This is a genomic window from Saccharothrix luteola (assembly GCF_020859565.1).
GTDB lineage: Bacteria > Actinomycetota > Actinomycetes > Mycobacteriales > Pseudonocardiaceae > Actinosynnema > Actinosynnema luteola.
This window is the reverse complement of record NZ_JAJHUO010000031.1, coordinates 1-22,176: the sequence shown is the minus strand read 5'-3', so window position 1 is coordinate 22,176 and position 22,176 is coordinate 1. Positions and strand designations below refer to the sequence as shown.

General features: G+C 69.8%; 22 protein-coding genes and 1 pseudogene. 12 read left to right on the top strand and 11 right to left on the bottom strand.

Translation table 11 applies throughout. From position 1 onward, the window contains the following. Positions 1-66: 66 nt before the first annotated feature. Entirely contained in the window at positions 67-888 is an 822-nt protein-coding gene (locus LNK82_RS36170) for a helix-turn-helix transcriptional regulator (RefSeq protein ID WP_230571439.1), read from the top strand. A 268-nt stretch (positions 889-1,156) separates the two neighbouring features. On the opposite strand, the gene LNK82_RS36165 is transcribed toward LNK82_RS36170, so the two are convergent. Further along, positions 1,157-2,068 carry a helix-turn-helix domain-containing protein gene (locus tag LNK82_RS36165; RefSeq protein ID WP_230571438.1) on the bottom strand — a complete coding sequence of 304 codons (912 nt, stop codon included), beginning with the start codon at positions 2,066-2,068 and terminating at the stop codon, positions 1,157-1,159. A 138-nt stretch (positions 2,069-2,206) separates the two neighbouring features. Here LNK82_RS36165 and LNK82_RS36160 point away from each other — a divergent pair, with 138 nt between their 5' ends. Both LNK82_RS36160 and LNK82_RS36155 read left to right on the top strand, forming a co-directional pair. After that, positions 2,207-3,112 (top strand): MBL fold metallo-hydrolase, encoded by a 906-nt coding sequence (locus tag LNK82_RS36160; RefSeq protein ID WP_230571437.1) that lies wholly within the window; start codon positions 2,207-2,209, stop codon positions 3,110-3,112. 53 nt (positions 3,113-3,165) lie between these two features. Further along, entirely contained in the window at positions 3,166-4,605 is a 1,440-nt protein-coding gene (locus LNK82_RS36155) for a carboxylesterase/lipase family protein (RefSeq protein ID WP_230571436.1), read from the top strand. A gap of 375 nt (positions 4,606-4,980) precedes the next feature. Here LNK82_RS36155 and LNK82_RS36150 read toward each other — a convergent pair whose 3' ends face one another. The 3 genes and pseudogenes from LNK82_RS36150 to LNK82_RS36140 form a co-directional block, all read right to left on the bottom strand. Next, a complete protein-coding gene (locus tag LNK82_RS36150; protein ID WP_230571435.1) occupies positions 4,981-6,213 on the bottom strand; it encodes an FAD-dependent monooxygenase in 1,233 nt (410 codons plus the stop codon). Then, positions 6,210-7,607, bottom strand: coding sequence for an MFS transporter (locus LNK82_RS36145; RefSeq protein ID WP_230571434.1), 1,398 nt, complete (start codon positions 7,605-7,607; stop codon positions 6,210-6,212). The genes LNK82_RS36150 and LNK82_RS36145 overlap by 4 nt, the downstream gene beginning before the upstream one ends. 47 nt (positions 7,608-7,654) lie before the next feature. Beyond that, positions 7,655-7,840 (bottom strand): annotated as a pseudogene (locus LNK82_RS36140) (ATP-binding cassette domain-containing protein); the annotation flags it as partial. A gap of 376 nt (positions 7,841-8,216) precedes the next feature. Between LNK82_RS36140 and LNK82_RS48440 the strand changes: the two are divergent. Continuing rightward, the gene (locus LNK82_RS48440; protein ID WP_372470735.1) at positions 8,217-8,315 is read left to right on the top strand and encodes a hypothetical protein; all 99 of its coding nucleotides are present in this window, start codon (positions 8,217-8,219) and stop codon (positions 8,313-8,315) included. 31 nt (positions 8,316-8,346) lie between these two features. Here the strand turns inward: LNK82_RS48440 and LNK82_RS36130 are convergent, their stop codons facing one another. Then, a complete protein-coding gene (locus LNK82_RS36130) occupies positions 8,347-9,321 on the bottom strand; it encodes an AraC family transcriptional regulator (RefSeq protein WP_230571433.1) in 975 nt (324 codons plus the stop codon). 144 nt (positions 9,322-9,465) lie between these two features. Here LNK82_RS36130 and LNK82_RS36125 point away from each other — a divergent pair, with 144 nt between their 5' ends. Then, a complete protein-coding gene (locus LNK82_RS36125; protein ID WP_230571432.1) occupies positions 9,466-10,356 on the top strand; it encodes an enoyl-CoA hydratase/isomerase family protein in 891 nt (296 codons plus the stop codon). Between the two features lie 255 nt (positions 10,357-10,611). Here LNK82_RS36125 and LNK82_RS36120 read toward each other — a convergent pair whose 3' ends face one another. After that, positions 10,612-11,469: a helix-turn-helix transcriptional regulator gene (locus LNK82_RS36120; protein WP_230571431.1), complete on the bottom strand. Its 858-nt coding sequence runs from the start codon at positions 11,467-11,469 to the stop codon at positions 10,612-10,614. Between the two features lie 86 nt (positions 11,470-11,555). Between LNK82_RS36120 and LNK82_RS36115 the strand changes: the two genes are divergently transcribed. After that, positions 11,556-12,305, top strand: a complete 750-nt coding sequence (locus LNK82_RS36115) for an SDR family oxidoreductase (protein WP_230571430.1) — start codon at positions 11,556-11,558, stop codon at positions 12,303-12,305. A gap of 32 nt (positions 12,306-12,337) precedes the next feature. Then, positions 12,338-12,547 carry a 4-oxalocrotonate tautomerase family protein gene (locus tag LNK82_RS36110; protein WP_230571429.1) on the top strand — a complete coding sequence of 70 codons (210 nt, stop codon included), beginning with the start codon at positions 12,338-12,340 and terminating at the stop codon, positions 12,545-12,547. Between the two features lie 119 nt (positions 12,548-12,666). On the opposite strand, the gene LNK82_RS36105 is transcribed toward LNK82_RS36110, so the two are convergent. Beyond that, positions 12,667-12,813 carry a hypothetical protein gene (locus LNK82_RS36105; RefSeq protein WP_230571428.1) on the bottom strand — a complete coding sequence of 49 codons (147 nt, stop codon included), beginning with the start codon at positions 12,811-12,813 and terminating at the stop codon, positions 12,667-12,669. Between the two features lie 105 nt (positions 12,814-12,918). Between LNK82_RS36105 and LNK82_RS36100 the strand changes: the two genes are divergently transcribed. The 3 genes from LNK82_RS36100 to LNK82_RS36090 all read left to right on the top strand — a co-directional run bounded on the left by LNK82_RS36100 (position 12,919) and on the right by LNK82_RS36090 (position 15,160). Continuing rightward, positions 12,919-13,101, top strand: coding sequence for a site-specific integrase (locus LNK82_RS36100; RefSeq protein WP_230571427.1), 183 nt, complete (start codon positions 12,919-12,921; stop codon positions 13,099-13,101). A 91-nt stretch (positions 13,102-13,192) separates the two neighbouring features. Then, positions 13,193-13,525 carry a hypothetical protein gene (locus tag LNK82_RS36095; RefSeq protein WP_230571426.1) on the top strand — a complete coding sequence of 111 codons (333 nt, stop codon included), beginning with the start codon at positions 13,193-13,195 and terminating at the stop codon, positions 13,523-13,525. Positions 13,526-14,407: 882 nt separating this feature from the next. Then, positions 14,408-15,160 (top strand): integrase core domain-containing protein, encoded by a 753-nt coding sequence (locus tag LNK82_RS36090; protein WP_230571425.1) that lies wholly within the window; start codon positions 14,408-14,410, stop codon positions 15,158-15,160. A gap of 217 nt (positions 15,161-15,377) precedes the next feature. Here LNK82_RS36090 and LNK82_RS36085 read toward each other — a convergent pair whose 3' ends face one another. From LNK82_RS36085 to LNK82_RS36075, 3 genes are all read right to left on the bottom strand, one after another. After that, complete coding sequence (locus LNK82_RS36085) at positions 15,378-18,053, bottom strand: M48 family metalloprotease (RefSeq protein ID WP_230571424.1); 2,676 nt, start codon at positions 18,051-18,053, stop codon at positions 15,378-15,380. A 68-nt stretch (positions 18,054-18,121) separates the two neighbouring features. Continuing rightward, a complete protein-coding gene (locus LNK82_RS36080; RefSeq protein WP_230571423.1) occupies positions 18,122-18,550 on the bottom strand; it encodes a hypothetical protein in 429 nt (142 codons plus the stop codon). Positions 18,551-18,663: 113 nt separating this feature from the next. Further along, positions 18,664-19,413: a hypothetical protein gene (locus LNK82_RS36075; RefSeq protein WP_230571422.1), complete on the bottom strand. Its 750-nt coding sequence runs from the start codon at positions 19,411-19,413 to the stop codon at positions 18,664-18,666. 146 nt (positions 19,414-19,559) lie between these two features. On the opposite strand from LNK82_RS36075, the gene LNK82_RS36070 reads away from it, so the two are divergent. Next, complete coding sequence (locus tag LNK82_RS36070) at positions 19,560-20,630, top strand: integrase core domain-containing protein (protein WP_230571421.1); 1,071 nt, start codon at positions 19,560-19,562, stop codon at positions 20,628-20,630. Positions 20,631-20,639: 9 nt separating this feature from the next. Continuing rightward, a complete protein-coding gene (locus tag LNK82_RS36065) occupies positions 20,640-20,834 on the top strand; it encodes a hypothetical protein (RefSeq protein ID WP_230571420.1) in 195 nt (64 codons plus the stop codon). Positions 20,835-21,677: 843 nt separating this feature from the next. On the opposite strand, the gene LNK82_RS47180 is transcribed toward LNK82_RS36065, so the two are convergent. Beyond that, positions 21,678-22,176 (bottom strand): transposase (locus tag LNK82_RS47180; protein WP_268997671.1); only part of this gene is annotated, 499 nt, incomplete at its 5' end.

Genomic DNA, 22,176 nt, shown 5'->3' with positions numbered 1-22,176 from the left:
ACCCACGCCTCAGCCCCGGACTGTCAGGGGGAGGTCACGCCGGATGCCGCATGGGACGATGGCGGTGTGTCCGGACAAGAGCTCGCCGATTTCCTCCGCCGCCGACGGGAGAACCTGCGACCGGAGGCCACCGGGCGGGCGCACGGACCGGGGCAGCGCGCCCGGCGCACCCCTGGTCTGCGCCGCGAGGAGGTGGCGGCCTGGGCGCAGGTGTCGGTCAGCTACTACGAGCGGCTGGAGCAGGCACGCGCCTCACGCCCGTCTCCGCAGGTGCTCGACGCGCTGGCGACAGCCCTTCAGCTCACCGGAGCGGAGCGCGAGCACCTGGCCCGGCTGGCCGGCCAAATCCTGCCCGACGCGCACGGCGAGCCCGAGCGAATCCCCGATGGAGCGCGTGCGCTCCTCGACCGGCTCGGCACCATGCCTGCCTACATCGTGAACAGCAGGCAGGACATCGTCGCCTGGAACCGCGCGGCGATGGCCTTGATCACGGACTTCGGCCTGCTGGCACCCAGCGAACGCAACGCCGTCCGGCTTGCCCTGGTGCTGGCCGGTACCCTTTGCGACGCCGCACCGGAGGCGGAAGCGACGTTCGCGCGGCAATCCGCCTCGCAATTGCGCACGGCCGCCCTGAAGCACCCCGCCGACCATGCGCTGGCTGCGCTGATCAACGAGTTCGCCGCCCACGACGCCGATTTCGCCGCCGGCTGGCGTGACCATGACGTGCGCCCCATCCCCGCCGTCCGCAAGCGGGTGAAGCACCCGGCTTTGGGAGAACTGGAGCTGGATCGGACCACCCTGCTGTTCCCGGGCGGCGGACACACCCTGGTGATGTACACGGCCGAGCCGGGCAGCTCGAGCGCCGCCGCCCTCGATCACATCAGCTGACGAAAGAGCGGAGAGCCCGCAGCGTGGACATCACGTACGCGACTCCGGCCGGACCAGGGCGGCATGGTGAGGTCGGTCAGGTAGTCGTTCAAGGCGAGGGCCGCGGCGGCCGCGGCCGGTCCTCGTCGCCCGCTCCCCCAGTCTCGTCGCGGCTGATCCCGGCGACCTCGCCTGGCGACGGCTGCCGAAATCTGTCCGCGTGCCCCGGCGGCGGACCGCCGTGACGAGGCACCGGTCGGCGCCCATCGCCGACCGGGCTACGAGGTGGCTACCGGGCGGCGGTGGAGCGGTCGGGTCGGGCCGGGCCACCGCTCCGGCCGGACCGCTCCGCCGCACTCGCCTGCCGCAACAGGGCCATGGCCGCCTCCGACGGTGACCCGGCGGGCGTCGTGCACACCACGACGGACTGCCCCGGCGAACGCGCGAGGGCGAGGGTCTGCTGGGTGACCGTCACCGTGCCGACGACCGGATGGCGCAGCTCATAGGTGGCGGCGTCGCACGGCGTCACCCGGTGGTCACCCCACAACGCCACGAATTCCGGGCTCTTCATCGTCAGCTCGCCGATCAGCTCGGCGAGCAGCCGGTCCTCCGGATGACGGCCGACGGCGATCCTCAGATTGCCCACGACCGCGCGCACCTTGCGCCGCCAGTCCCCGTAGAGCTCCCGGCAGTGCGGGTCCAGGAACAGCATCCGGCTCATGTTCGGCCGGCACGCGGGGTCCTCCGGGTCCAGCGGGTCGACGTGGCCGGCGAGCAGGGCGTGGCCGAGTGGGTTCCACGCCAGCACGTCCGTTCGCCGGCCGAGGACGAGCGCCGGGACACTGTCGAACGAGCGCAGCAGGTCCCGCGTCTCGTCGGCGAGCTTCTCGGGGCGGGGCCTTCGCGGCTGCGGTACCCGGCGGGAGGCCCCGGCGAGGCGTTCCAGGTGGTCCCGCTCGTGGTCGTCGAGCAGCAGGGCGCCGGCGATCGCCTCAAGCACCTCCGCCGAAGCGCCACGGGACAGGCCCTGTTCGAGCCGGGTGTAGTAGGACACGCTGACCCCCGCCAGCTGCGCCAGCTCCTCCCGGCGCAGCCCCGCCACCCGCCGGCGCGGCCCGAGGTCGTGGAGCCCCACGTCTTCCGGGCGCAGCCTGGCCCGCCGTGCCTGCAGGAAGTCGCCGAGCGGGCCTGGTCCGTTCATCACTCCACTATCCACGCCCGCGGCACCGCCCAGCCAGACCCTGCCAGGGGTAGGACAAGGCGGGGCTGGTCGGCGTGCGCGGACGCGATCAGGCTCGACCCGGTCAGGGCGGCCGCCCGCGACTCACGAGGAGTGAGCATGGATCAAATCGAACTGGGCGACGTCACCGTCACCCGTGTCAAGGAGTACTACGGCTCGGTCGAGATGGGCCCCGCGGACTTCTTCCCCGGGAGCCCCGATGACGCCTGGGACGAACACCAGAGCTGGCTTGCCCCGGACTTCCTGGACTCCGGCACCGGCGAATGCCGCTCGGCCATCCAGACCTGGATGCTGCGCAGCGAAGGCCGCACCATCCTCGTCGACACCGGAGTCGGCAACCATAAGGACCGCCCCTACGCGCCCGTCTGGAGCCGGCTGGACACGGACTTCCTGGACAACCTCGCCGCCGCCGGAGTCCGGCCCGAAGACGTCGACATCGTCATCAACACGCACCTGCACATCGACCACGTGGGCTGGAACACCTACCTCGACGGCCGGACCTGGGTGCCGACCTTCCCGAACGCCAAGTACCTGATGACGCGGCAGGACTTCGACTTCTGGAACCCGGCCAACAACCACGATCCGGTGCTGGGTCGCGGCAACCAGAACGTCTTCGAGGACAGCGTCGCCCCGGTGCACGAGGCCGGGCTGACCCACCTGTGGGACGGCTCGTACCGGATCGACCGGAACCTCCGGCTGGATCTCGCGCCCGGCCACACCCCGGGGTCGTCCGTGCTGACCCTGGAGTCGGCCGGCGACCGCGCGCTATTCGTCGGCGATCTGGTGCACACCCCGCTGCAGCTCGTGGAGCCGGAGACCAATTCCTGCTTCTGCGAGGACCCGGCCGAGGCCCAGGCGACCCGCCACAAGCTCCTCGGTCGCGCGGCCGAGGACAACACGCTGGTCTTCCCAGCTCACTTCGGTGGCCAGGGCGGTGCCGTGGTCGAGCGTGACGGGTCGAAGTTCGCCATCAAGGAGTGGGCGGGCTTCTCCCGCATCGCCTGAACCCGGTGGGACCGGCCCCTGCCCCGCAGTAACTCGAGAGAGGAAGCGTTTCCGTGCCCCAGCAGGCAGATCCGATCGTCGAGACCCCGGCGGGCGCCGTGCGCGGTGTTCGTGACCGCTTCGGCGAGCTCTACCGCGCCGTCCCGTACGCGGCGGCACCCACGGGCGCCGGCCGGTTCGCGCCACCGGCGTCCCACCCGGGTTGGTCCGGTGTCCGGGACGCCACCGCACCGTCGCCGACCGCGCCGCAGCCGGCCCGGGACTTCGGACGGCTCGACATGATCCCCTACTTCGGTCCGGGCTGGGTGCGCGGCGAGGAGTACCTGACCGTCAACGTCCGCACGCCCGGCACGGACGGCCGGAAGCGGCCGGTCATGGTCTTCGTGCACGGCGGCGGGTTCGTCACCGGCTCCATCCGCGCCGCGCTCTACGACGGCCGGGCGTTCGCCCGCGACGGCGTGGTGCTGGTGACGGTGAACTACCGCCTCGGCATCCCCGGCTTCCTCGACCTGGAGGGTGCCCCCGCCAACCGCGGGCTGCTCGACGTCCTCGCCGCGCTCGGCTGGGTGCGGGACACGATCGCCGCGTTCGGTGGCGATCCCGCGAACGTCACGCTGTTCGGTCAGTCCGCGGGTGCCACCCTCACCGGAGCTCTGCTGGCGACGCCGGAAGCCAAGGGGTTGTTCCGGCGCGCGATCATCCAGAGCGGCAGCGGCACCGGCGCCTTCACCCCCGAGCAGGCGCACCGGGTCACGGCCGTGGCCGCGCGGGCACTGGGCGTGCCGCCCACAGCGGAGGACTTCGCCGAGATCCCGGACGAGAGGTTCCTCGAGATCCTGCCGGATCTTTCGGGGATCGACCTGCGGACCGCGAGGGCCACGGACCCACTCGTCGAGCTGAGCCCGTTCTCCCTGGTCCTGCCCGTGCAGCCGGCCGACGCCCTGGCGGAGGGGCCGGCGGGAGAGGTCGACCTGCTCATCGGCACCAACACCGAGGAGGGCCACCTCTACCTGGTACCGCAAGGCAAGCTGGAATCGTCCACGGACGACGACGTACTCGCCGTCGCGGCGAAGGTCAGCGTGGACCCCGCCGCGGTCGTCGCGGCCCATCGGGCGGCCCGGCCGGGGGCGACCCCCGGCGAGCTGCGCTCCGCGGTGCTGGGCGAAGGCCTGTTCGGGGCCGGCACCGCGCGGCTGACCGATGCCCACGCCCGGCTGTCCGGTGGCCGCACCTACGCCTACTCGTTCGGCTACCGCTCGACGGCATTGGAAGGGCGGCTAGGCGCTACCCACACGGTCGAACTGCCCTTCGTCTTCGACATCGCCGATGAACCGTGGCTGCACGGCGACGCCGGTCTGCTCGGTCCCGGCCCAGCGCCCGCCGGGCTCGCGGCCCGCGTGCACGGCGCGTGGGTCGCCTTCGCGACCCACGGCGACCCTGGCTGGGCCGCGTACGACCCGCGGCGGCCTCAGGCGGAAGCCCTGGGTGGCTGAAAGATCCATCGGGTCAAGTGCAATCGAGTGCCGAGCGGCGGGCAATCGATTGCGCCGGTGGACTCACCGACCACGGCACGGCTGTGCGAATGCGCGTCGGGGACAGCTCCGCGTATGCCGCCGGCAGGATCGAAACCCCGGCTCCGACGAAGGACTCAGCACCGCGGTGGACCTGGCTCGCTTGACGGACCGGAACCCCGCCACCGTGCACCGGCAGCTCGGCCGGCTGTTCGCCTCGGACCTGCCGTCGTTTCGCTGCGAACTCGCCTCGGAAGTCTCGAGCTGGACGGTGAGCAGCGGCCGAGCGACCGGAACGGTGATCCGGCCGACTGCGCTCGCGGCGTGCTGAGCCGGCCCTCGACCGGCCGTGGTCGATCAGCCGGCGGAGGGCTTCCGGGGCATGAATTCGGGCAGCGTGAGGGCCGAATGGGCCGGTCGCGGCTCGGCGGAGGGCGTGGTGCCGAGCTTGCGCAGCCTGTCGTTGCGCTGTTCCAGGGCCTGAGCGGTGATCGGGAAGAGCGTGGCGCCGCCCTCGCCGACCAGCCCCTGGTTCGCGGCCACGAAATCACGCGTGCTGTCTTCATACGCGGCGAGCCCGGTGGTGTGGTCCCGGTCGGCTAGGGAACCGGCGAGCATGTACGCGCCGACGAGCGCGAGGCTGGAGCCCTGTCCGGTGAGGAACGAAGGCGCGTACGCGGCGTCGCCCGCCAGCGCGACCCTGCCGCGGTGCCAGCGGGACATGCGGATCTGGCTGACACCGTCGAAGAACACGTCGTCCGCCTCGTGCATGGCGGCCAGCATTCCGGGGACCTCCCAACCCGCGTCGGCGAAGACCGCGGCGACGAGGTCCCGTTGCGCTTCCGGGTTCGCGAACACGTCGGACGGCGGTTCCGGCCGGGCGAAGTTCAGGAAGGCGTGCACCTCGTCGTCCTCCCCCACAGCGTAGAGCGCAGCTGACCGGCCCGGGGTGTTCCACATGACGGTCTCGTAGGAGAGCCCGAAGGTGTTGCGCATGGGGAACACGGCGAAGCAGTAGCCGAGGTACCGGTGGAACTGCTCTTCGGGGCCGAACACGAGTTCCCGGGTCCGGGAGTGCGTACCGTCCGCACCCAACACCAGGTCGTACGTGCGTTGGCCGCCGCCGCGGAAAGTGACGTCGACCCCGTCGCCGGACTGGACGAGGGTGTCGACGGAGTCGTTGAACAGGAACTCCACATCGTCGCGGACCGCCAGGTGAAGCGCGTCGGTCAGGTCCCCGCGCCGCACCTCCAGGTCCCTTTCCCCGGCACCGCCGGTGACCGCGTGCGGGTGGATCGAGGCCACCTCACCGCCGTTCCCGTCGAGAAAGGTCAGCCGGCGCAGTTCGATGTGCGTGTCACGCAATCGTGGGAGGATCCCCATCCTCCGGACGACCTCCAGCGCGGTGCCGCGGACGTCGATGGGATAACCACCGCTGCGAACCGCGCCCGCCCGCTCCACCACCGTGACCGCGTATCCGTAGCGGGTCAGCCAGTACGCGAGCGTGGGACCGGCGATGCCGGCCCCGGAAACCAGCACCCTGCCCTTCGGGGTGCTGCGAACATCCTTCAGGTGAGCGGTGAAGGTCATGCCTTGACTCCCTTGTGCATGGTGCGGGTGACGAGCAGGGCCAGCGCCGTGACGGCGCTGGCGATCACGAATCCGGTGATGTACGACGATTCGGCCGCGACGTCCGACCCCGACGGGGTCCCGGCGGCGAGCAGCACGCCACCGAACATCCCGCCCGAGGCCATCCCGAGCACGCGGGTCAGCAGGATCAGGCTGGTGGCGACGCCGGTCTCGTTCGGCGCGACGGAGGTCGCGATGCCGGTCGTCATCGCGGTGACAACCAGGCCGTTGGCCAGGGCGACCAGTGCCTTGCCGACGACGAGATGCCACGCCTCGGTGTGCACGACCGCCATGCCGACCAAGGCCAGGGTCATGATGACGACCCCAGCGGTGGCCACGGAACGTGAGCCGGAACGCCGCTCCCAGCTCCCGCCCATCGGTCCGGCCAGGGTCGCAACCACGGTGCCGGGCAACAGGAACAAGCCGATCTCGGTGGCGCCGGCCCCGAAGCCGTACCCGTCACCGGGCGCGCTCCACAGCTGCGTGACGAGGAAGACCGCCATCGACGTGCCGACGCAGATCATGAACGTCAGCACACCCGACTTCCACATCATGGGCCGGGCCAGCAAGCGCAGATCGATCAGCGGCGAGGCCGCGCGACGCTCGACGGCGACCCAGCCGGCCACCAGTGCGACCAGAAGCACGACGAGGCCGCAAAGCGCGAGCGGCTGCGAAGCGAGGTCGAGCGCGAAGTTGATCGTGAGCATGAGCGTGATCAACACCCCGCCCAACAGGACCAGCCCGGGCCAGTCGACCCCGGCGTCGTCCGACCCGTCTGCCGAATCCGCCGGCACCAACCGGTTCACGAGAAGGGTCGCCACGATGACGGCGATCGTCGGCAGCGCGAACATCCAGTGCCGGGACAGCTGTTCCGCCACGGGCCCGGCCAGCAGCATGCCGACCATCCCGCCTCCCACGAACAGTCCACTGACCACCCCGATGGCTGCCTTCGACTCTCCTGCGGACAGGTGCTTGCGCACGACGATGAACGACAGGGGCAACGCGCCGACCATCGCGCCCTGCAGGACCTGGCCGGCCAGCAGCACGGGCAGACCCGGCGCGAGTGCGGACACCGTGCCGCCGACGCACACCACGACCATCAGCCGGATCAGGACACGTTTTCCGCCGTAGCGGTCGCCGAACCTGCCCGCCAACGGTGTGACGAGTGCGCCGGTGATCGGGAGCAGGATGCTGAGCAGTGCCCCTCCGGTGGGCCCCATGTCCAGTTCGCGTTGCAAGAGCGGCACCGTCGGCTGCACCACCGACTCCAGGGCACCACTGGCGAGGGCCAGCACGCCGAGAGCCCCGACCGCGGCCTTTCCGGCCCGCACCGGAGTAGCCGGCGTGGTGGTCATGGGAATCCTTTCTGTGACGGGGAAATGAGTGAGGATCTGCGGGGCTACCCGGCCGCGCACTGCAGCAGGGTGCTCTTGCCGGAACCCGACGGCCCCATGATCGCCGTGAACGTGCCCCGGCCGAACCGTGTCGTCACGTCGTCGAGCGCCACCACCTGGTTGTCGCGCCGTCCGTAGACCTTGCGGACGGCCGTCAGCCGAACCGCGTCGGTCCTGTTCCCGGTGTTGTGCAACGTTTCTTCCCACCGCTTCGCCGTCCGGCCCGCTGCCGGACGATTCCGTCACCAACCCTGTCGTCAACCGCGGTCTCGCACATCGTTTGCCGGGATCGTCCTCGCCTGGTGCGCGCGGACCAGCCCGGCCCGCTTCTGGTGCGGACGCACTACACGCGTACGGGCGGCCCTGCTCTGGCCGGCGGTGGCTGACGCCGAACTCGACAGCGTCGGCCGTGATTTCGGCTTGTGGGGCGAGACGCGGTTCTTCGCATCCTTGAGCGGAACGGTCGGGTGCTGGACGCCGACGGCCGCTCACGGCCGATGACATCGCCGTGGTAGGGAAGGCGGGCGACGGCCGTGAGCGGCGACCCTCACCCGCAAGTTGCGCCCGGACGTGGTGATCACGGACATCCGAATGCCCGGCACCGACGGCCTCGCCGCCACCGCGGAGATCTGCGCTGATCCGGATCTGCGTGCCACCGCGATCTGGTGACCGGAACAGAGAGTCCCGCCTGGACAGGGTCCTAACTGATCGTCAGGCTCGACGGGGCGGGCGTCTCCAACCGGAAGGCCGTACCGCTGTGGCTGCGCGTCTCGCTGCGGTAGCGCCCGGGCGTACGTCCGTGGGCCCGGGTGAAGGCGCGGGTGAACGCCGGCACCGACCCGTAACCGACTGCCTCGGCGATCACTTCGAGGGAGTCATGACTGTCGCGTAACCGCACGGCGGCCAGATCCATGCGCCAGTTCGCCAGATACGCCGCGGGGGTGTGTCCCGTCGCGGCCGGGAAACGGCGGGCGAGGGTCGCGCGGGACACCGAGATGGCTTCCGCGAGCATCGAGGTCGTCCAGGGAGTGGCCGGATTCGCGTGCAGGTGCCGTAGTGCCTTGCCGATGACAGGGTCGTAGAGCGCGCCCAGCCAGGTGCCGAAGCACTCGGGAGGGTTCACCGCAAGCCAGGCACGCAGCATCTGCACGAGCACGATGTCGACAAGGCTCTTCAGCACGGCAGACGTGGCGAGCTGCGGGTGGGCGAGTTCCCGGGCGAGCATGCGCACCGTATCGGCCAGTCCCGGTGTCCCCGCTTCGGCCCGCACGTGCACGAAACCGGGTAGCAGGGTCAGGATCTGGGTGAGCGCGGCCGGATCGCAGTCGTAGTGAATGGTGACGATCCGCGTGGTCGCGGGCTGGGACCCGAGGCTGATCACCTCACCGGTACCGCGCCCGCGAGCGGCTACGTGTTCGCACCGGTCGCGAGTGTCCGTGGGATCGTCGGTGAGGCCGTGCGGGGCGCCCGCGGACAGCAGGACCACGTCACCGGCCGCCAGTTCCACCGGTTCGCGGCCGACGACCGTGAGCCAGGCACTGCCCGCGGTCACGGCGTGCAAGGCCACCCCGGGATAGTCGTCCAGGGTGATCGCCCATCGACCACCCGCCTCGACGCGGGTGCTCAGCGCCCCTTTGACGCCCGAGATCGCCAGGGCGTCGCTCAGTGGATCCACAAGGTGACCCTAGCACCTTGATCAGATGCGGATGAGGCAGAGAATCAATCATCTGAGCCATGCGGACATGGTTCGCCTCACTGGTCGTTACATATGGTCTTGGGAGCCGGGACGCACATCCGGCCTCGTCGAGAAGGAGTCACCATGGACTACCACAGCTGGGCAGGCCTCAAGATCACCGTCGCGCACGGTGTGGCCACCGTGTCGCTCGACCACCCGCCCCTCAATCTGATGGACGGCGTGCTGCTGCCGTCATTGCGTGGGTTCGCGCATCATGTGCGCACCGACGCGGACGTCCGGGTGATCGTGTTTCAGAGCGCCGATCCGGAGTTCTTCAGCGCTCACGGCGACATGGCCTACCTCACCGACCCGGAGGCCCTGCCCGCCGCCACCCAGGCCGCGATCGACGCCGCGCCGGGCGCCGTGATCCCCCACGGCATGAACATCCTCCAGGCCATGGGAGCGGAGATCCGTGACCTCCCGCAGGTCACCATCGGCAAGGTGGCCGGTTTCGCCCGTGGCGCCGGCAACGAGTTCCTGATGTCCCTCGACATGCGGTTCGCCGCGATCGGCGAATCGGGCCAGGCACAGCCCGAGTCCACCCTGGCGATCCTCCCCGGGGGCGGTGGCACGGTGAACATGACCCGTCTGCTCGGCCCGGCCAGGGCCCTGGAACTGCTCATCGGTGGCCAGCTCGTCGGCGCAGAAGTGGCCGAGCGCTACGGCCTGGTGAACCGGGCTCTGCCCGCCGACGAGCTCGATGCCTTCGTCGACACCCTGGCTCGCCGAATGGCGGGAGTGCGCCCCGAGGTCGTCGCCGCGATCAAGGCCACCGTCAGGGCCGCGACCCCGCCCGCCTCCGACACGGCCTACGTCGCCGAAAACGCCTTCCTGTACTCACTGTTCACCGAGGACATGGTCGAGGTCGCCCGCAAGCAGCTGGCAGCGGGCGTGCAGACCCGTGAGGGCGAGCGGGATCTCGAGGGGCTCGTCGACAGTCTGTCACCTGGCTTCCGGCACGCAGCTCAGCAGTAGGGCCTCACGTCCCGGCGAAGCTCAACTGAGTCTCGTCGTTCGTGGTTCCGTTGACGTGGAAGAAGTTCTGCGCTCGTCGCCAGAACGCGGCGACGGTTTCCTCGTTCTCGTCGGCTCGACCGCGGGTGTGCGGACTGGCCGGCCACGGCCGACCAGTGCGGATGTCGCTATCCACACCGAACCCGGAGGCCGTCCCTCATTCCAAGATCATCCGACTACGTGTCGGACCGGTCGCAACCACGCTGGGCAGTACAACTAGTCGGGGTGCGGCGTGAACTCCTGGGTGCCGATGACAGCGAGCAGCTCCAATTTGTCGACGCTGTCGGTGCCCAGCGCGGGGGTGAACCACAGCAGGCGCTGACGACCGTCCTCGCTGAACAGGGTGAGGCAGTTGACCACGACCAGGCCGAGCCTGGGATGGTCGATGCGCTTGCGGTCGTCGCGGCGGAACGCCACGTCGTGCTCGGCCCACAGCCGGGCGAAGGCGGCGGAGCGGTCGAGGAGTTCGGCGACGAGCGCGCTCGCCTCGGTGTCCTTGGCGTCCCGGCGTGCGGCGGCGGCCCGCAGGTCGGCGGCGAACGCCCGGGACTGGGCCGGGTGGTCCTCCTCGGGGTAGAGCCGCCGCGCCTCGGGGTCGGTGAACCAGCGGTGGACGAAGCTGGCTTCCTTGCCCCGGAAGCGGGAGTGATCCCCGAGCAGCGCGATGGCGAGCGGATTCTGCACAAGCGTCACGTGCAGGTCGGTGATCACCTGCGCGGGGGTGGAGGTCAGCCGGGTGAGCAGGTCGAGCATTCCGGGGTGCACGTGCGAGCCCGCGCCGCCACGCGGCACCGGCCGGTTGGCCAGGTGGTAGAGGTGGTCGCGCTCGTCGGCGGTCAGGCGCAACGCACGCGCCAGCGCCGCCAGCATCTGTTCCGACGGCTGCGACCCGGCTCCGCGTTCCAGCTCGTTGTAGTAGTCCGCCGAGGCCCCGGCGAGCTGGGCGACCTCCTCGCGACGCAGTCCCGGCACGCGCCGCCGCGGCCCGGAGGCCAGTCCGACCTCCTCGGGGCGGATGCGCTCACGCCGCGAGCGGAGGAACGCGCCCAGCTCGGCGTACTTCGTCGAGTTCATGTCCGCCAGTCTGCAGCGGAGCGGGCCACGGACACATGGGACGGCGTCCCCTGTCACCGGTCCGCACGGTCCTGCACGGTGGAGACATGACAAACACCGACCCCACTGTCGGACGAGTCGCCATCGTCACCGGGGGTTCGCGCGGCATCGGCCGGGCGGTCGCCCGCAGACTCGCCGCGGACGGACTGGCCGTCGTCGTCAACTACGCCGGAGACGACAACGCCGCGGCGGAGACCGTGCGCGCGATCACCGCCGCGGGTGGGAACGCGACCGCGGTCCGTGCCGACGTGGCCGACGAGACCGCGGTGGCGGAGCTGTTCGACCGAGCCGAAAGCGAGTACGGGGGCGTTGACGTCGTAATCAGCTCCGCAGGCCGCCTCGCCCTGTCCCCCATCGCCGAACTTGACCTGGACGTGCTGGACCGGTTGCACCGCGTCAACATCCGCGGCACCTTCGTCGTCGCGCGGCAGGCCGCTCAACGGCTGCGCACGGGCGGCGCCTTCGTCAGCTTCTCGACCTCCGTGGTGGGCACGCAGTTCCCCGGCTACGGCGCGTACGTCGCGAGCAAGGGCGCTGTCGAGGCGATCACCCTGATCCTCGCCCGCGAGCTGCGCGGACGCGGGATCACCGTCAACACGGTCGCACCCGGCCCGACGGCCACCGAGCTGTTCCTGGACGGCAAAACCGAGGAACAGGTGGCGGCGCTAACCAAGGCGCCGCCACTGGAGCGACTGGGTACCCCGGAGGACATCGCGGGCGTCGTCGCCTTCCTGACCGGTCCCGAGGGCCGCTGGGCCAACGGCCAGATCCTGCGCGCCAACGGCGGCCTGGTTTGACACTGCACTGAACAACAACGAGGAGAACACCTGTGCCATTCGCCAACTTCAAGGTCCCTTCGGGCACCATCAGCGCCGAGAACAAAAAGAAGATCGTCGAGCGAACCACCGAGCTGTACGTCGAGATCTACGGAGAACGCGCCCGGCCGACCACGGTCGTACTCGTCGACGAGGTCGAGGACGGCGGCTGGGGCGTCGGAGGCAACGTCCTGACCGCCGCGATGCTCAACAGCGACGCCTGACACGCCCCCACGTAGGTCGGCGGACGGGTAGGGCACGGCGCCCGAGCTTGACCGGGCCGCCCTGATCGGCTGGGAGGCCGCCGAAGCGCTGCTCGGCTTCGACGGCCACCCCACCCCGTCTACGAGCGGTCGCACGACAACGTGGTGCAGCGGATCGCCGACCTGCTGCCGGGCATGGTCAACCCGCAGAACCCGAACGAGGTCGAGGTCAGCCGCCCGTCCGACGCCCTGGAGGCGAAGAAACCGACCGTGCGGTTCGTGTTCACCGGGCAGGACGGCGGGCTGCACCGGCGGTCCAACTTCCGCCGCCGGGTCTGGCTACCGGCCGTGCGGGGCGATGCGACCTTGGGTGGTCGCCGATCAAGCCGCACATGCACTTCCACGACCTGCGCCACACCCACAAGACCTGGATGATCGAGGACGGCGTGCCGGAGCTCCTGCAGCACAAGAGGATCGGACACAAGTTCCGCGGAGTCATGGGCGTCTACTCCCACGTCACCCGCCCGATGATCGACGCGATGCTCGCCGGCTTGCAGGTCCGGTGGGAGCAGTGAATGTGGCTGTGCCTATGGTGGATGCTGTTGGTGCTGTATCCGTCGCGGGTGGCGTGGTCGACTGGTCTGCCGATGATGACTTGGAGGTGTTGTGCGCGAGGGTGGTGCGACATTCCTCGAGGGGGATCGGGTTGGACGTTTGGAGAACCCGGACCGCGGCCGGATAGAGGCAGCTGTGCTTGCTCTGGCCCGGGACAGCGTGCTGGTCCTGTCAGCGGAGCGGGACGACGTCTACATCCAGGTGTGGCAGCGCCCGGATGGCATCTTTCAGCTCGAACACCGCGCGGGCTCGCCGTCGGAGCACTACCAGACGCTGACTGTGTCGGCGGAAAAGGTCTATACGGCGTTCGATGCCTGGCGGCGGGCCGCGGACGGCTGGGAATCCCCGTTCACCTGGCGCTTGATCGACACCGAGGTTGAGTGACCAGGCACCTTCGGGTAGCGGCACATTGGCGTCGGGACTGCATGATGTTGCTCGGGTCGTGGATGCCGATTGATGCCGCCGCCCTCACCCGTGACCTCGTGCACTGCACCTGCTCGGTTGCGAACTCGACGAGGGCGACGGGAACTTGGTCGTGGTGGTCGATCAGTTCGAAGAGGTCTTCACCCTCTGCCCGAACCTTGTGCCTGCCGATAATCCCATCCATGCAGGTGAGAGCACGGTCGGGACAAGGCTCGGGATGGCCGATGAGGGTGCTCGTGTTCCACGGACTCGGCGACGGGCGCGGCACGATGGCCAGCTGTGCTGCTTCGACTGGCCTACCTGGGCATGACCAACACGTTCGCGCTGTTGCGCCTGCTGCCCATGAGCGACCGGGACAAAGGCACTGAGATCCTGGCGTCACGCCACCAAATCACCATCCTGAAACGCCAACTCGGAGACCCCTTACACGGTTCTCCCTGTGCCGCTCGGAAAACCGTCGCTGCTGGTAGAGCGAGGTGTCGCCGCGTTGAGACCATGTCCGGGTGATCGTGTCCCTGCTGTACAAGGTGACCCGCAGGTTGCTGTCCATCCCGTCGGTGCTGCTGCGCAGCGAGGCCGCGAAGGACGCCGAGCTGCTCGTGCTGCGGCACGAGAACGCGGTCCTTAGTCGACAACTGGGGTCCGGTCCGCTACGAGCCCGCGGACCGGTTCTGGTTCGCCGCTCTGGCCGGGCTGGTGGATCGCCGTCGGTGGCGGGAGGTCTTCCCGGTCACGCCGGGTACCCTGCTCGCCTGGCACCGCAAACTCACAGCCCGTAAGTGGGACTACTCCGCGCATCGACGCACCGGGCGCCCACCGACACGAACGGCGATCAGATCGCTCGTGCTGCGGCTCGCCAGGGAGAACCCGCGATGGGGTCATCGGCGAATCCAGGGTGAACTGGCCCGACTCGGACACCGCATCGCCTACTCGACGGTCTGGCGGATCCTGCACGACGCCGGCACCGACCCGGCGCCACGCCGTTGCGGCCCGACCTGGCGACAGTTCCTCACCGCCCAGGCCAAGGGCATTATCGCGGCCGACTTCTTCCACCTCGACACCGTGCTCGGCACACGTCTGTACGCGCTCGCGTTCCTCGAACACGGCACCAGACGCCTGCACATCACCGGCCTCACCGCCCACCCCACCCAGGCGTGGACCACGCAACAGGCCAGGAACCTCGCCGCCGACCTCGGACACCGGACGCAGTCCCTACGCTTCCTGCTCCGCGACCGCGACGGCAAGTACAGCCAGACGTTCGACACCGTCTTCCAGGCCGACGATCTGCACGTGATCAAGAGCGCGCCGCAGGCGCCTCGGATGAACGCCCACTGCGAACGGGTCATCGGCACCATCAGACGCGAACTCCTCGACCACATCCTGACCACCGGCGAAGCCCACGCACGACAAGTCCTCACGACCTACGAAGACCACTACAACCGACACCGACCCCACCAAGCCCGCGACCAACTACCACCCGAAGCCCGACAGCACCCTGCGCCAGTACACGACCTCGACACCCACAGACCGCTCCGCACCCGCATCCTCGGCGGCCTCATCAACGAAATCAAAACGCCGCCTGACCAGCAGCGATGACTTTTCGAGCGGCACAACATCCAGCGCTGTACCGGCACCAACGGCACCTGCCGCTGGTCGAAGATGATCTACTCGCCCCTCGCTCGGCGTGTCCGCCCAGCGGATCAGCCCGCCGGGCAGCGTCGGCACGTCCTGCTCGTGATCGAGCGCGGGAGGCGCTGCGGGGGCCGCCTCGCGCGGCCACGACCGCTCAGGGACCGGTCGCCCGGTATCCGGCTCACAGCTTCACGGCGATGACGTTCATCGCGCTCGTCACGAGCCGGTCGGTTTCGTCGAGGACCGCTTGCGGTGGGGCTGTGGCGAGGTAGAACCAATCGACGGCGACGTCGATGCGGGTGGAGCCGAAGATCGCCGCGTAGTGGTGGATGGTGACGACGAGGGCTGTTCCCTTCACCTGTCCCAGTGCGGTGAGGGTCCGCTTTCGTGCCAGGGGGAAGTCGGACGCGGGTCGTGGGGTGATGTAGCAGTCCAGGTAGCCGTTGCCCTCCGTGCTGCGTTGTCGGAAGTTGGCGCATGCCTGGTTCTCGGCGTCGAGGTCGGCGAAGCCGGGGTGCGCAGCCGAGTACGAGGTGACGGCCACCCTGATCCCAGCGCCGTTCGGGATGTCACCCATCGGGAAGGTGAACCGCTGCTCGACCTCCGCTGTCCGAGGCAGGGCCTTCTCGTTCACCGTCGCCCGTTTGACGGCTTCATCGCAGGTGGCGGGAGTGCGGGTCGACGAGCTGTCCGGGAGGGTGGGCACGTTCTGCGCGCCGGGCGGCAGCACGGCGGGCACGTCGGCCAGGGCTGCGGTGGCGGCGTCCTGGTCCAGGGGGCGCGGGGTGTTCGCGGGGGCGACCGGAGGGGTCTTCGCAGCCGCGGACGGGGTGGCGAGGTCTGAGAGGTCGCGCTCGGCCACCGTGACGCTCGTCAGGCCGCCCGCCACGAGCAGCAGGGCCAGCAGCGCGGTGAGACCTGCCGTGCCCGTGGCCCAGCGGACCGCCCCACGTCGTGGTTGCGGGCGTCGCACCGCGGCCGCGAGCAGCGCGGTCAGCGGTGTGGTGCCGATCAGTGCCAGCAACAGCAGCCAGCCCGGTTGTTGCAGTGTGCCCCGGAAGAGGTCCGAGCGGACGCCGTAGCCGAACCGCAGCACCGCGTACTGGACGGCACCGGCCGACGCCGCCGCGAGTAGTCCACACAGGACTGATGTGGGCGCGGCGGACAGCGCGCCGCCGTTGACCACGGCCACGACCACGGCGGTGACCAACCCGGCGAGTGCGCAGACCCACCAGGCCTGGTAGGTCAGGAAGCCGTTCCGGGGATCGGAAAGATCACCGCCCGAGCGGGAGTACCACGACAACGCCGAGGCCGTGCCACCGGTCACGGCGGCCATCCCGATCACCGCCGGGACGGGGCCTCGCAGGTGGGAGCGCGGGACGACGAGCGCCAGCCCGACGAGCGCCAAGGCCGCCGTGTAGCGCCAGATCCCGTGGTGGCCGTTGACGACAAGCAACCACCGGATCGACTCGACACCCCCGATCGCGACGTGGATCACCGCGGCCGAGGTGATCGTGCCCCAGGCAGCCGCGAGGGCGGCCGTCACGGCGAGCACCGCGCCGAACCCGCCCAGGCGCGGGCGGTTGTGCCTGGCGAGGCGGGTGGCCATCCCCGCGGTGAGCAGGGCGACCGCGAACGCGATGACCACCAGGCCGGGCACCGACAGCAGCAGGCCACGTCCCGAGAGGGCGACGATGGTGGTGATCACGCCAGGTGGTTGGAGAAAGTAACCGACGACCAGCCCCACCACGGCGCCGGCCAGCGGACCGGTCCACCCGGACGGCCCGGACATCGCCCGTCCGGTCCACGCCGGCACCACCACCGACGCCCACAGCAGGGCCGCCACGACCGGGGCCCAGGTGGTCGTATCGGTGTCGATGGTCCACTGCAGGCTGGTCGAGGCGGTGAAAACGACATGGTAGGCCGCCATGGCCACGACGCCGACCGCGGCGGTGAAGACGAATCCACCTTCCCGCTCGCGCGCGTCCGGGTCGAGGGCGAGCCGGTCGGCGGCTGTGGGATGGGTGGCGAACACGCCCGCCCTGCGTTTCCCCGAAGGCCGGATCAGGGCGGTCAACGCGGTCGGGTCGGCCGTCACCTCCAGCACGTGGCGGTCCGCGGCCAGTTCGCGACGGCGCAGCAGCCCGGCACGCAGCACGAACATCACCAGCGCCACGACCACCGCTGCGACCAGCGCCCCTCCATAGAGCTCCCACACCACCGCGGGTATGCCGGCCAACGGGAGCAGGGCCAGCAGCAGGGCGGGTACCGCCAGCCACCCCGCCCACCACACGGCCGAAGCCCACAGCACGTCGCGCGACCGGACGTGGCCCAGCTCGTGGACCGCCACCGCGTCGAACGCGGCCGGGTCGGTGTAGGCGTAGGCCAGCGGGACCACCACCCACGGGCGCGTTCCGGGCAGGCCCGTGGTGAACGCCTGCGTCACACCGGTCCCCGGTGGCGCGGGCACGAGGCGTGGTCGGTTCCGCCCGGTCAGCCCTTGGCTGTCGCACAGCACGGCGAACCGATCGGCCAGCCGCTGCGAGGCTGCAGGCGCCCCGGCGATCCGGCCCGGTCGCAACCGCCACCGCGTGCCGATGCCGCCCACCAGCATGAGCAGCCACGCGGTCACCGGCAGTGCGACCGCACCCGCGAGGGCGGCGAGGGCTTGCACACGCGAGTAGTCCCCCATGCACGACCCGTACGCGGCCTGGTCGAGCGTCACCGGGTCGCCGCCGTACACCGAGATCCCGTTGCGCACCAGGCAAGCGTGCGAGGGTGCGACGTCACCGAGGTCGAGGGTGATGGACAGGACCTGGCCGGCGCCCGCCCCGATGACGGCCAACGCGGTACCCACCAGGACGTAGACCCACCACAAGCGGGGCGGTGCGGCAGCCCGCGCTGGCACACCCGCGGCGGGGGTGTTCACTCGTCGCCGGTCCTCTGTAATGCGCCGTGCACGGCGTCGGCCAGCATGGTCGCCTCCGCCTCCGACAGACCCAGCGTCATGCCGTGCTCGATGCAGGCGGTCCGTGCCCGTTCGACCTGCTCGGGGGTCAGGAAGATCCGCGTCGACGGCGGGACCTCACGCTTGCGCCGCCACCACCGCCTGCGCTGGAGACGGGCGAACGCGGTCGCGCCGAGCACCTGCGCGAACGTCCCGGCCAGCAACGGGTACACGAGGTCGGCCAGCACCCATGGCTGCACCCCGGAGCCGACGGTGCCCCCGGTCCAGTTCCGGGAACCCGGTGCCGTGCCACGACCTTCCCGGTCCACGGTCACGAGATCCAGGTAGTCGAGCTGCGCCGGTTCGATCTTCCCCACGACGTGCCGGGCGAGGTCGGCGATGGTCATCGGTCTCGCTGACGAGCCGACGTTGTCAGGAGGAGCCATCTCCGTCATCCGACCATCCGATCAGTTCGCGCGACAGCGGCCTGGGTGATCCGGACTCCCCATCGTAGTCGAAGTCAGGTTCGGCACGGGGGAGTTGAGCACGGTCCGGACCACCGCGGCCGTCCGCCCGCACGAGGCGGAACGGACCCCGCGGGATGGTCGCGACATTCCAGTCCGGCACGCATGGCGCTCGGCGCCGAGACCATGCCCGGGAACGAGGCGCGACCTCGACGTTGAAGACGTAGACCGCGCCGGCCGTCGACCGGTTGCCGGCGCGGTCGAACGCCGTCACGTACAACGTGTTCAGCCCGGCCTTCGTCGGGGTGACCGGCACCGTCACCGTGCCGTCGGACGACTGCACGGCGACCGAGTGCGTGATGGCGGTGTCGTCGTTGAGGGACCAGCCGTAACGACGGACCGTCCATCGTGTTGTTGCGCCCGGTCAGGGTGCCGATGTTGAAAGTGAAGGTGCCTGTCCGGCCGACGCTGCCGTGCGGGCCTCCGGTGGCCGGGTAGTCGGTCGAGGTGACGACAGGTGTGTCCGGCGCTCTGCTGTCCACTTCGAACTCGCAGTCGACGTAGCCCGTGAGCAAACCGTGGTCACTGCCCCACACCCGCCACGGGTAGAGGTCGTCGCGCGTGATGCGGTTCGGCGGAATGGTCACCTCCGCGTACGAACCCGCGGGGATTCCGTTCACGTAGATGTCGGTGCCCGTCTCGGCCGAGACCGGCGCGATACCGTCGAACACCCGGAACATCGCGTCCATGATGCCGCCGTCCGGGTCGTTCATCCGCGCCCGCAACCGCGGCGTGCGGGTGAACACCGCGGGCCGACCCTATGCCTGCCAATAATCCCATCCATGCAGGTGAGAGCACGGTCGGGACAAGGTCTCGGGATGGCCGATGAGGGTGCTCGTGTTCCACGGGCTCGGCATGGCTGGCTGTGCTGCTTCGACTGGCCTACCTGGGCATGACCAACACGTTCGCGCTGCTGCGCCTGCTGCCCATGAGCGACCGGGACAAAGACACGGAGATCCTGGCGCTACGCCACCAGATCACCATCCTGCAACGCCAACTCGGAGACGCCCGTCCACGGTTCTCCCCCGCCGACCGGGCGTTCCTCGCGGCACTGCTGCAGCGACTCCCGACCACCACGCTTCATCGGCTCCGACTGCTGGTCCGTCAGGAGACGGTGCTGCGATGGCACCGCGACCTCCTCGCGCGCCGCCACGCTGCCAGGTCCCGCCCCAAGCGGCCCGGCCGAACACGGACCATCCACTCGATCCGACTCCTGGTGCTGCGCCTGGCACGGGAAAACCCCACGTGGGGCTACCGCCGCATCCACGGCGAACTCCTCGTCCTCGGCATCAAGATCGCCGCGTCCACCGTCTGGCAGATCCTCCAGGACGCCGGAATCGACCCGGCACCCGAACGCACCGCGACGACCTGGCCGGCCTTCCTCCGCTCGCAGGCCGAGGCGCTACTGGCCTGCGACTTCTTCGAGACCTCCACGTTGAGCGGCACCCGCCTGAACGTACTCGCGGTGATCGAGCACACCAGCCGCCGAATCAGAATTCTCGGCGCCACCGCACACCCGACCACCTCCTGGGTCACCCAAGCCGCCAGGAACCTCACCATGGACCTTGAAGACGAAGGCCGACACGTGCGCTTTCTGATCCGCGACCGAGACGGCAAGTTCCCCGCCCAGTTCGACACCGTCCTCGCCGACTGTGGCGTCCAAGTCGTGCTCAGCGGAGTCCGAACCCCACGAATGAACGCGATCATGGAACGCTGGATCCGGACCTGCCGACGCGAACTACTCGACCACACCCTCATCTGGAACCAACCGCACCTGCTACACGCCCTGCGCCAGTACGAAAAGTTCTACAACACCCACCGACCCCACCAAGGCATCGCCAACGCCCGCCCACTGCGCACACTGCCACCAACCGTCACCAATCAAGCAGCCCTCACCCAACTCGACATCCGCCGACGGCAACGACTCGGCGGCATCCTCAACGAGTACCGCCACGCCTCCTGACCTGCACGGATGACATTTTTCGACAAGCACAACGTCCAGACGCAGTTGATCGACGAAGTCTGGATCTTCCCCTCGGCGGGCTGGAGGGGCGGCACCGGCAGGGTCGTCACCTCCCGTTCGACCAACGCCACCGATGCCTGTGCGCTCGCCACGCCCATCCCGGCCAACGCCAGGACCGCGAACACCACCACTGCCACCCGCTGAACGGTTCTCGACACTGAATCCCATCCCTTCCGAATCCGCAGAGCCGCGGTCGGAGCAAGGATCGCTCGCGTCAGGGGCGCGCGGAACCGGGAACACTCGATCAGAGCAGGATCACCGTAGCCCCGGTGATCGCATGCCGAATCCCCGTCCACGATCGTGTATCAGGGCAGGTGGAACAGCATCCGAATTGGCCGACCCGACCCCAGGGCCCGAGCCCGATGCCGTGGCGGTCACGACACCGGTCGACTGCGCAGCCGGGCACCGTCGGGTTCCTCTCGGGCGCGGTGGGCGCCCGTTTCGCGGAGGGGGTGCCTCGGTTTTCCACACTGCACCTGAGCACCGACCACAGGTGAAGGCAGGAGCGCATGTCGCACGGTGACTACGGCACTGCGGAGCGTCCGGGCTGCCAGAGCTCTGCACTCGGGCGTTGAACTGCGGTGATCGCGCATGACGGGCTGCAGGGGCACGATCGTGAGGCGTGGAGTCACGACCGCTGTACATGATCTTCGCCCGGCTCGCCCGCTGACTGATTCTGCTCGGCCGGTCCTCCGCCGCGACGGAGGTGGAGTCACTGGCGATGCGGCACGAACTCGCCGTGCCGCGCCGAGCCGATCTTTGTCCGGGGTGGGGAGCGGGCCGATCGCGCGGTGCTTGCCGCAACGGTGCGCCAAATCCCCCGACTGCTGCGCGAGCAGCGGTTTGGTGACACCGGGAACCCTCCAACGCTGGCCCCAGGGCCCGGCCGCGAAGAAGTGGACCTACCCGAACCGCACTGGGCGTCCACCGATCGACGACACCGTGGTGGCGTTGATCGAGCGATGGCCCGGGAGAACGCCGGGCGGGCTACCGCAGGATCCAGGGCGAGCTACTCAAGCTCAGCCACCGCGTAGCAGACCCATCGGTCCAGGTGCGGATGGGTGAGTCGGTGGCGAAGCCGGTCTTGGGGCGGGCGTGGGCGTTGCGCCAGCGGATGAACGAGGCGATGGCGGCGTTCTGTTCGGCGTGGCTGTGGTGGTCGGTGCCGTTGAGGGCGAAGTAGCGCAGGGCGGCGAACTCGGCCTCGATCCAGTTCAGCCAACTGGAGTAGGTCGGCAGGAACACCAACTCGGCGTCGTTGTCCGCGGCCCAGTCGCGGACGTCGGGGTGCCGGTGCGGGGAGGAGAAGTTGTCCATGACCAGGTAAAGCCGCTGGTCGGGCCACCGGACGCGCAGGGTCTTGAGCAGGTCGAGGAACTCGCGGTGGCGTGTGCGGCGCCGGATCCGGTAGTGGATCTTCCCGGTGGTCAGGTCGAGTGCGGCGAGCATGTGCATCACGCCGTGGTGGCGGTTGTAGGTGGCCCGT

Coding starts and splice junctions, on each gene's coding strand:
- LNK82_RS36165 (WP_230571438.1), bottom strand. CDS start 2,068: ATGAACGGACCAGGCCCGCTCGGCGACTTCCTGCAGGCACGGCGGGCC.
- LNK82_RS36160 (WP_230571437.1), top strand. CDS start 2,207: ATGGATCAAATCGAACTGGGCGACGTCACCGTCACCCGTGTCAAGGAG.
- LNK82_RS36150 (WP_230571435.1), bottom strand. CDS start 6,213: ATGACCTTCACCGCTCACCTGAAGGATGTTCGCAGCACCCCGAAGGGC.
- LNK82_RS36145 (WP_230571434.1), bottom strand. CDS start 7,607: ATGACCACCACGCCGGCTACTCCGGTGCGGGCCGGAAAGGCCGCGGTC.
- LNK82_RS36125 (WP_230571432.1), top strand. CDS start 9,466: ATGGACTACCACAGCTGGGCAGGCCTCAAGATCACCGTCGCGCACGGT.
- LNK82_RS36120 (WP_230571431.1), bottom strand. CDS start 11,469: ATGAACTCGACGAAGTACGCCGAGCTGGGCGCGTTCCTCCGCTCGCGG.
- LNK82_RS36115 (WP_230571430.1), top strand. CDS start 11,556: ATGACAAACACCGACCCCACTGTCGGACGAGTCGCCATCGTCACCGGG.
- LNK82_RS36100 (WP_230571427.1), top strand. CDS start 12,919: ATGCACTTCCACGACCTGCGCCACACCCACAAGACCTGGATGATCGAG.
- LNK82_RS36080 (WP_230571423.1), bottom strand. CDS start 18,550: ATGACCATCGCCGACCTCGCCCGGCACGTCGTGGGGAAGATCGAACCG.
- LNK82_RS36070 (WP_230571421.1), top strand. CDS start 19,560: ATGACCAACACGTTCGCGCTGCTGCGCCTGCTGCCCATGAGCGACCGG.
- LNK82_RS36065 (WP_230571420.1), top strand. CDS start 20,640: ATGACATTTTTCGACAAGCACAACGTCCAGACGCAGTTGATCGACGAA.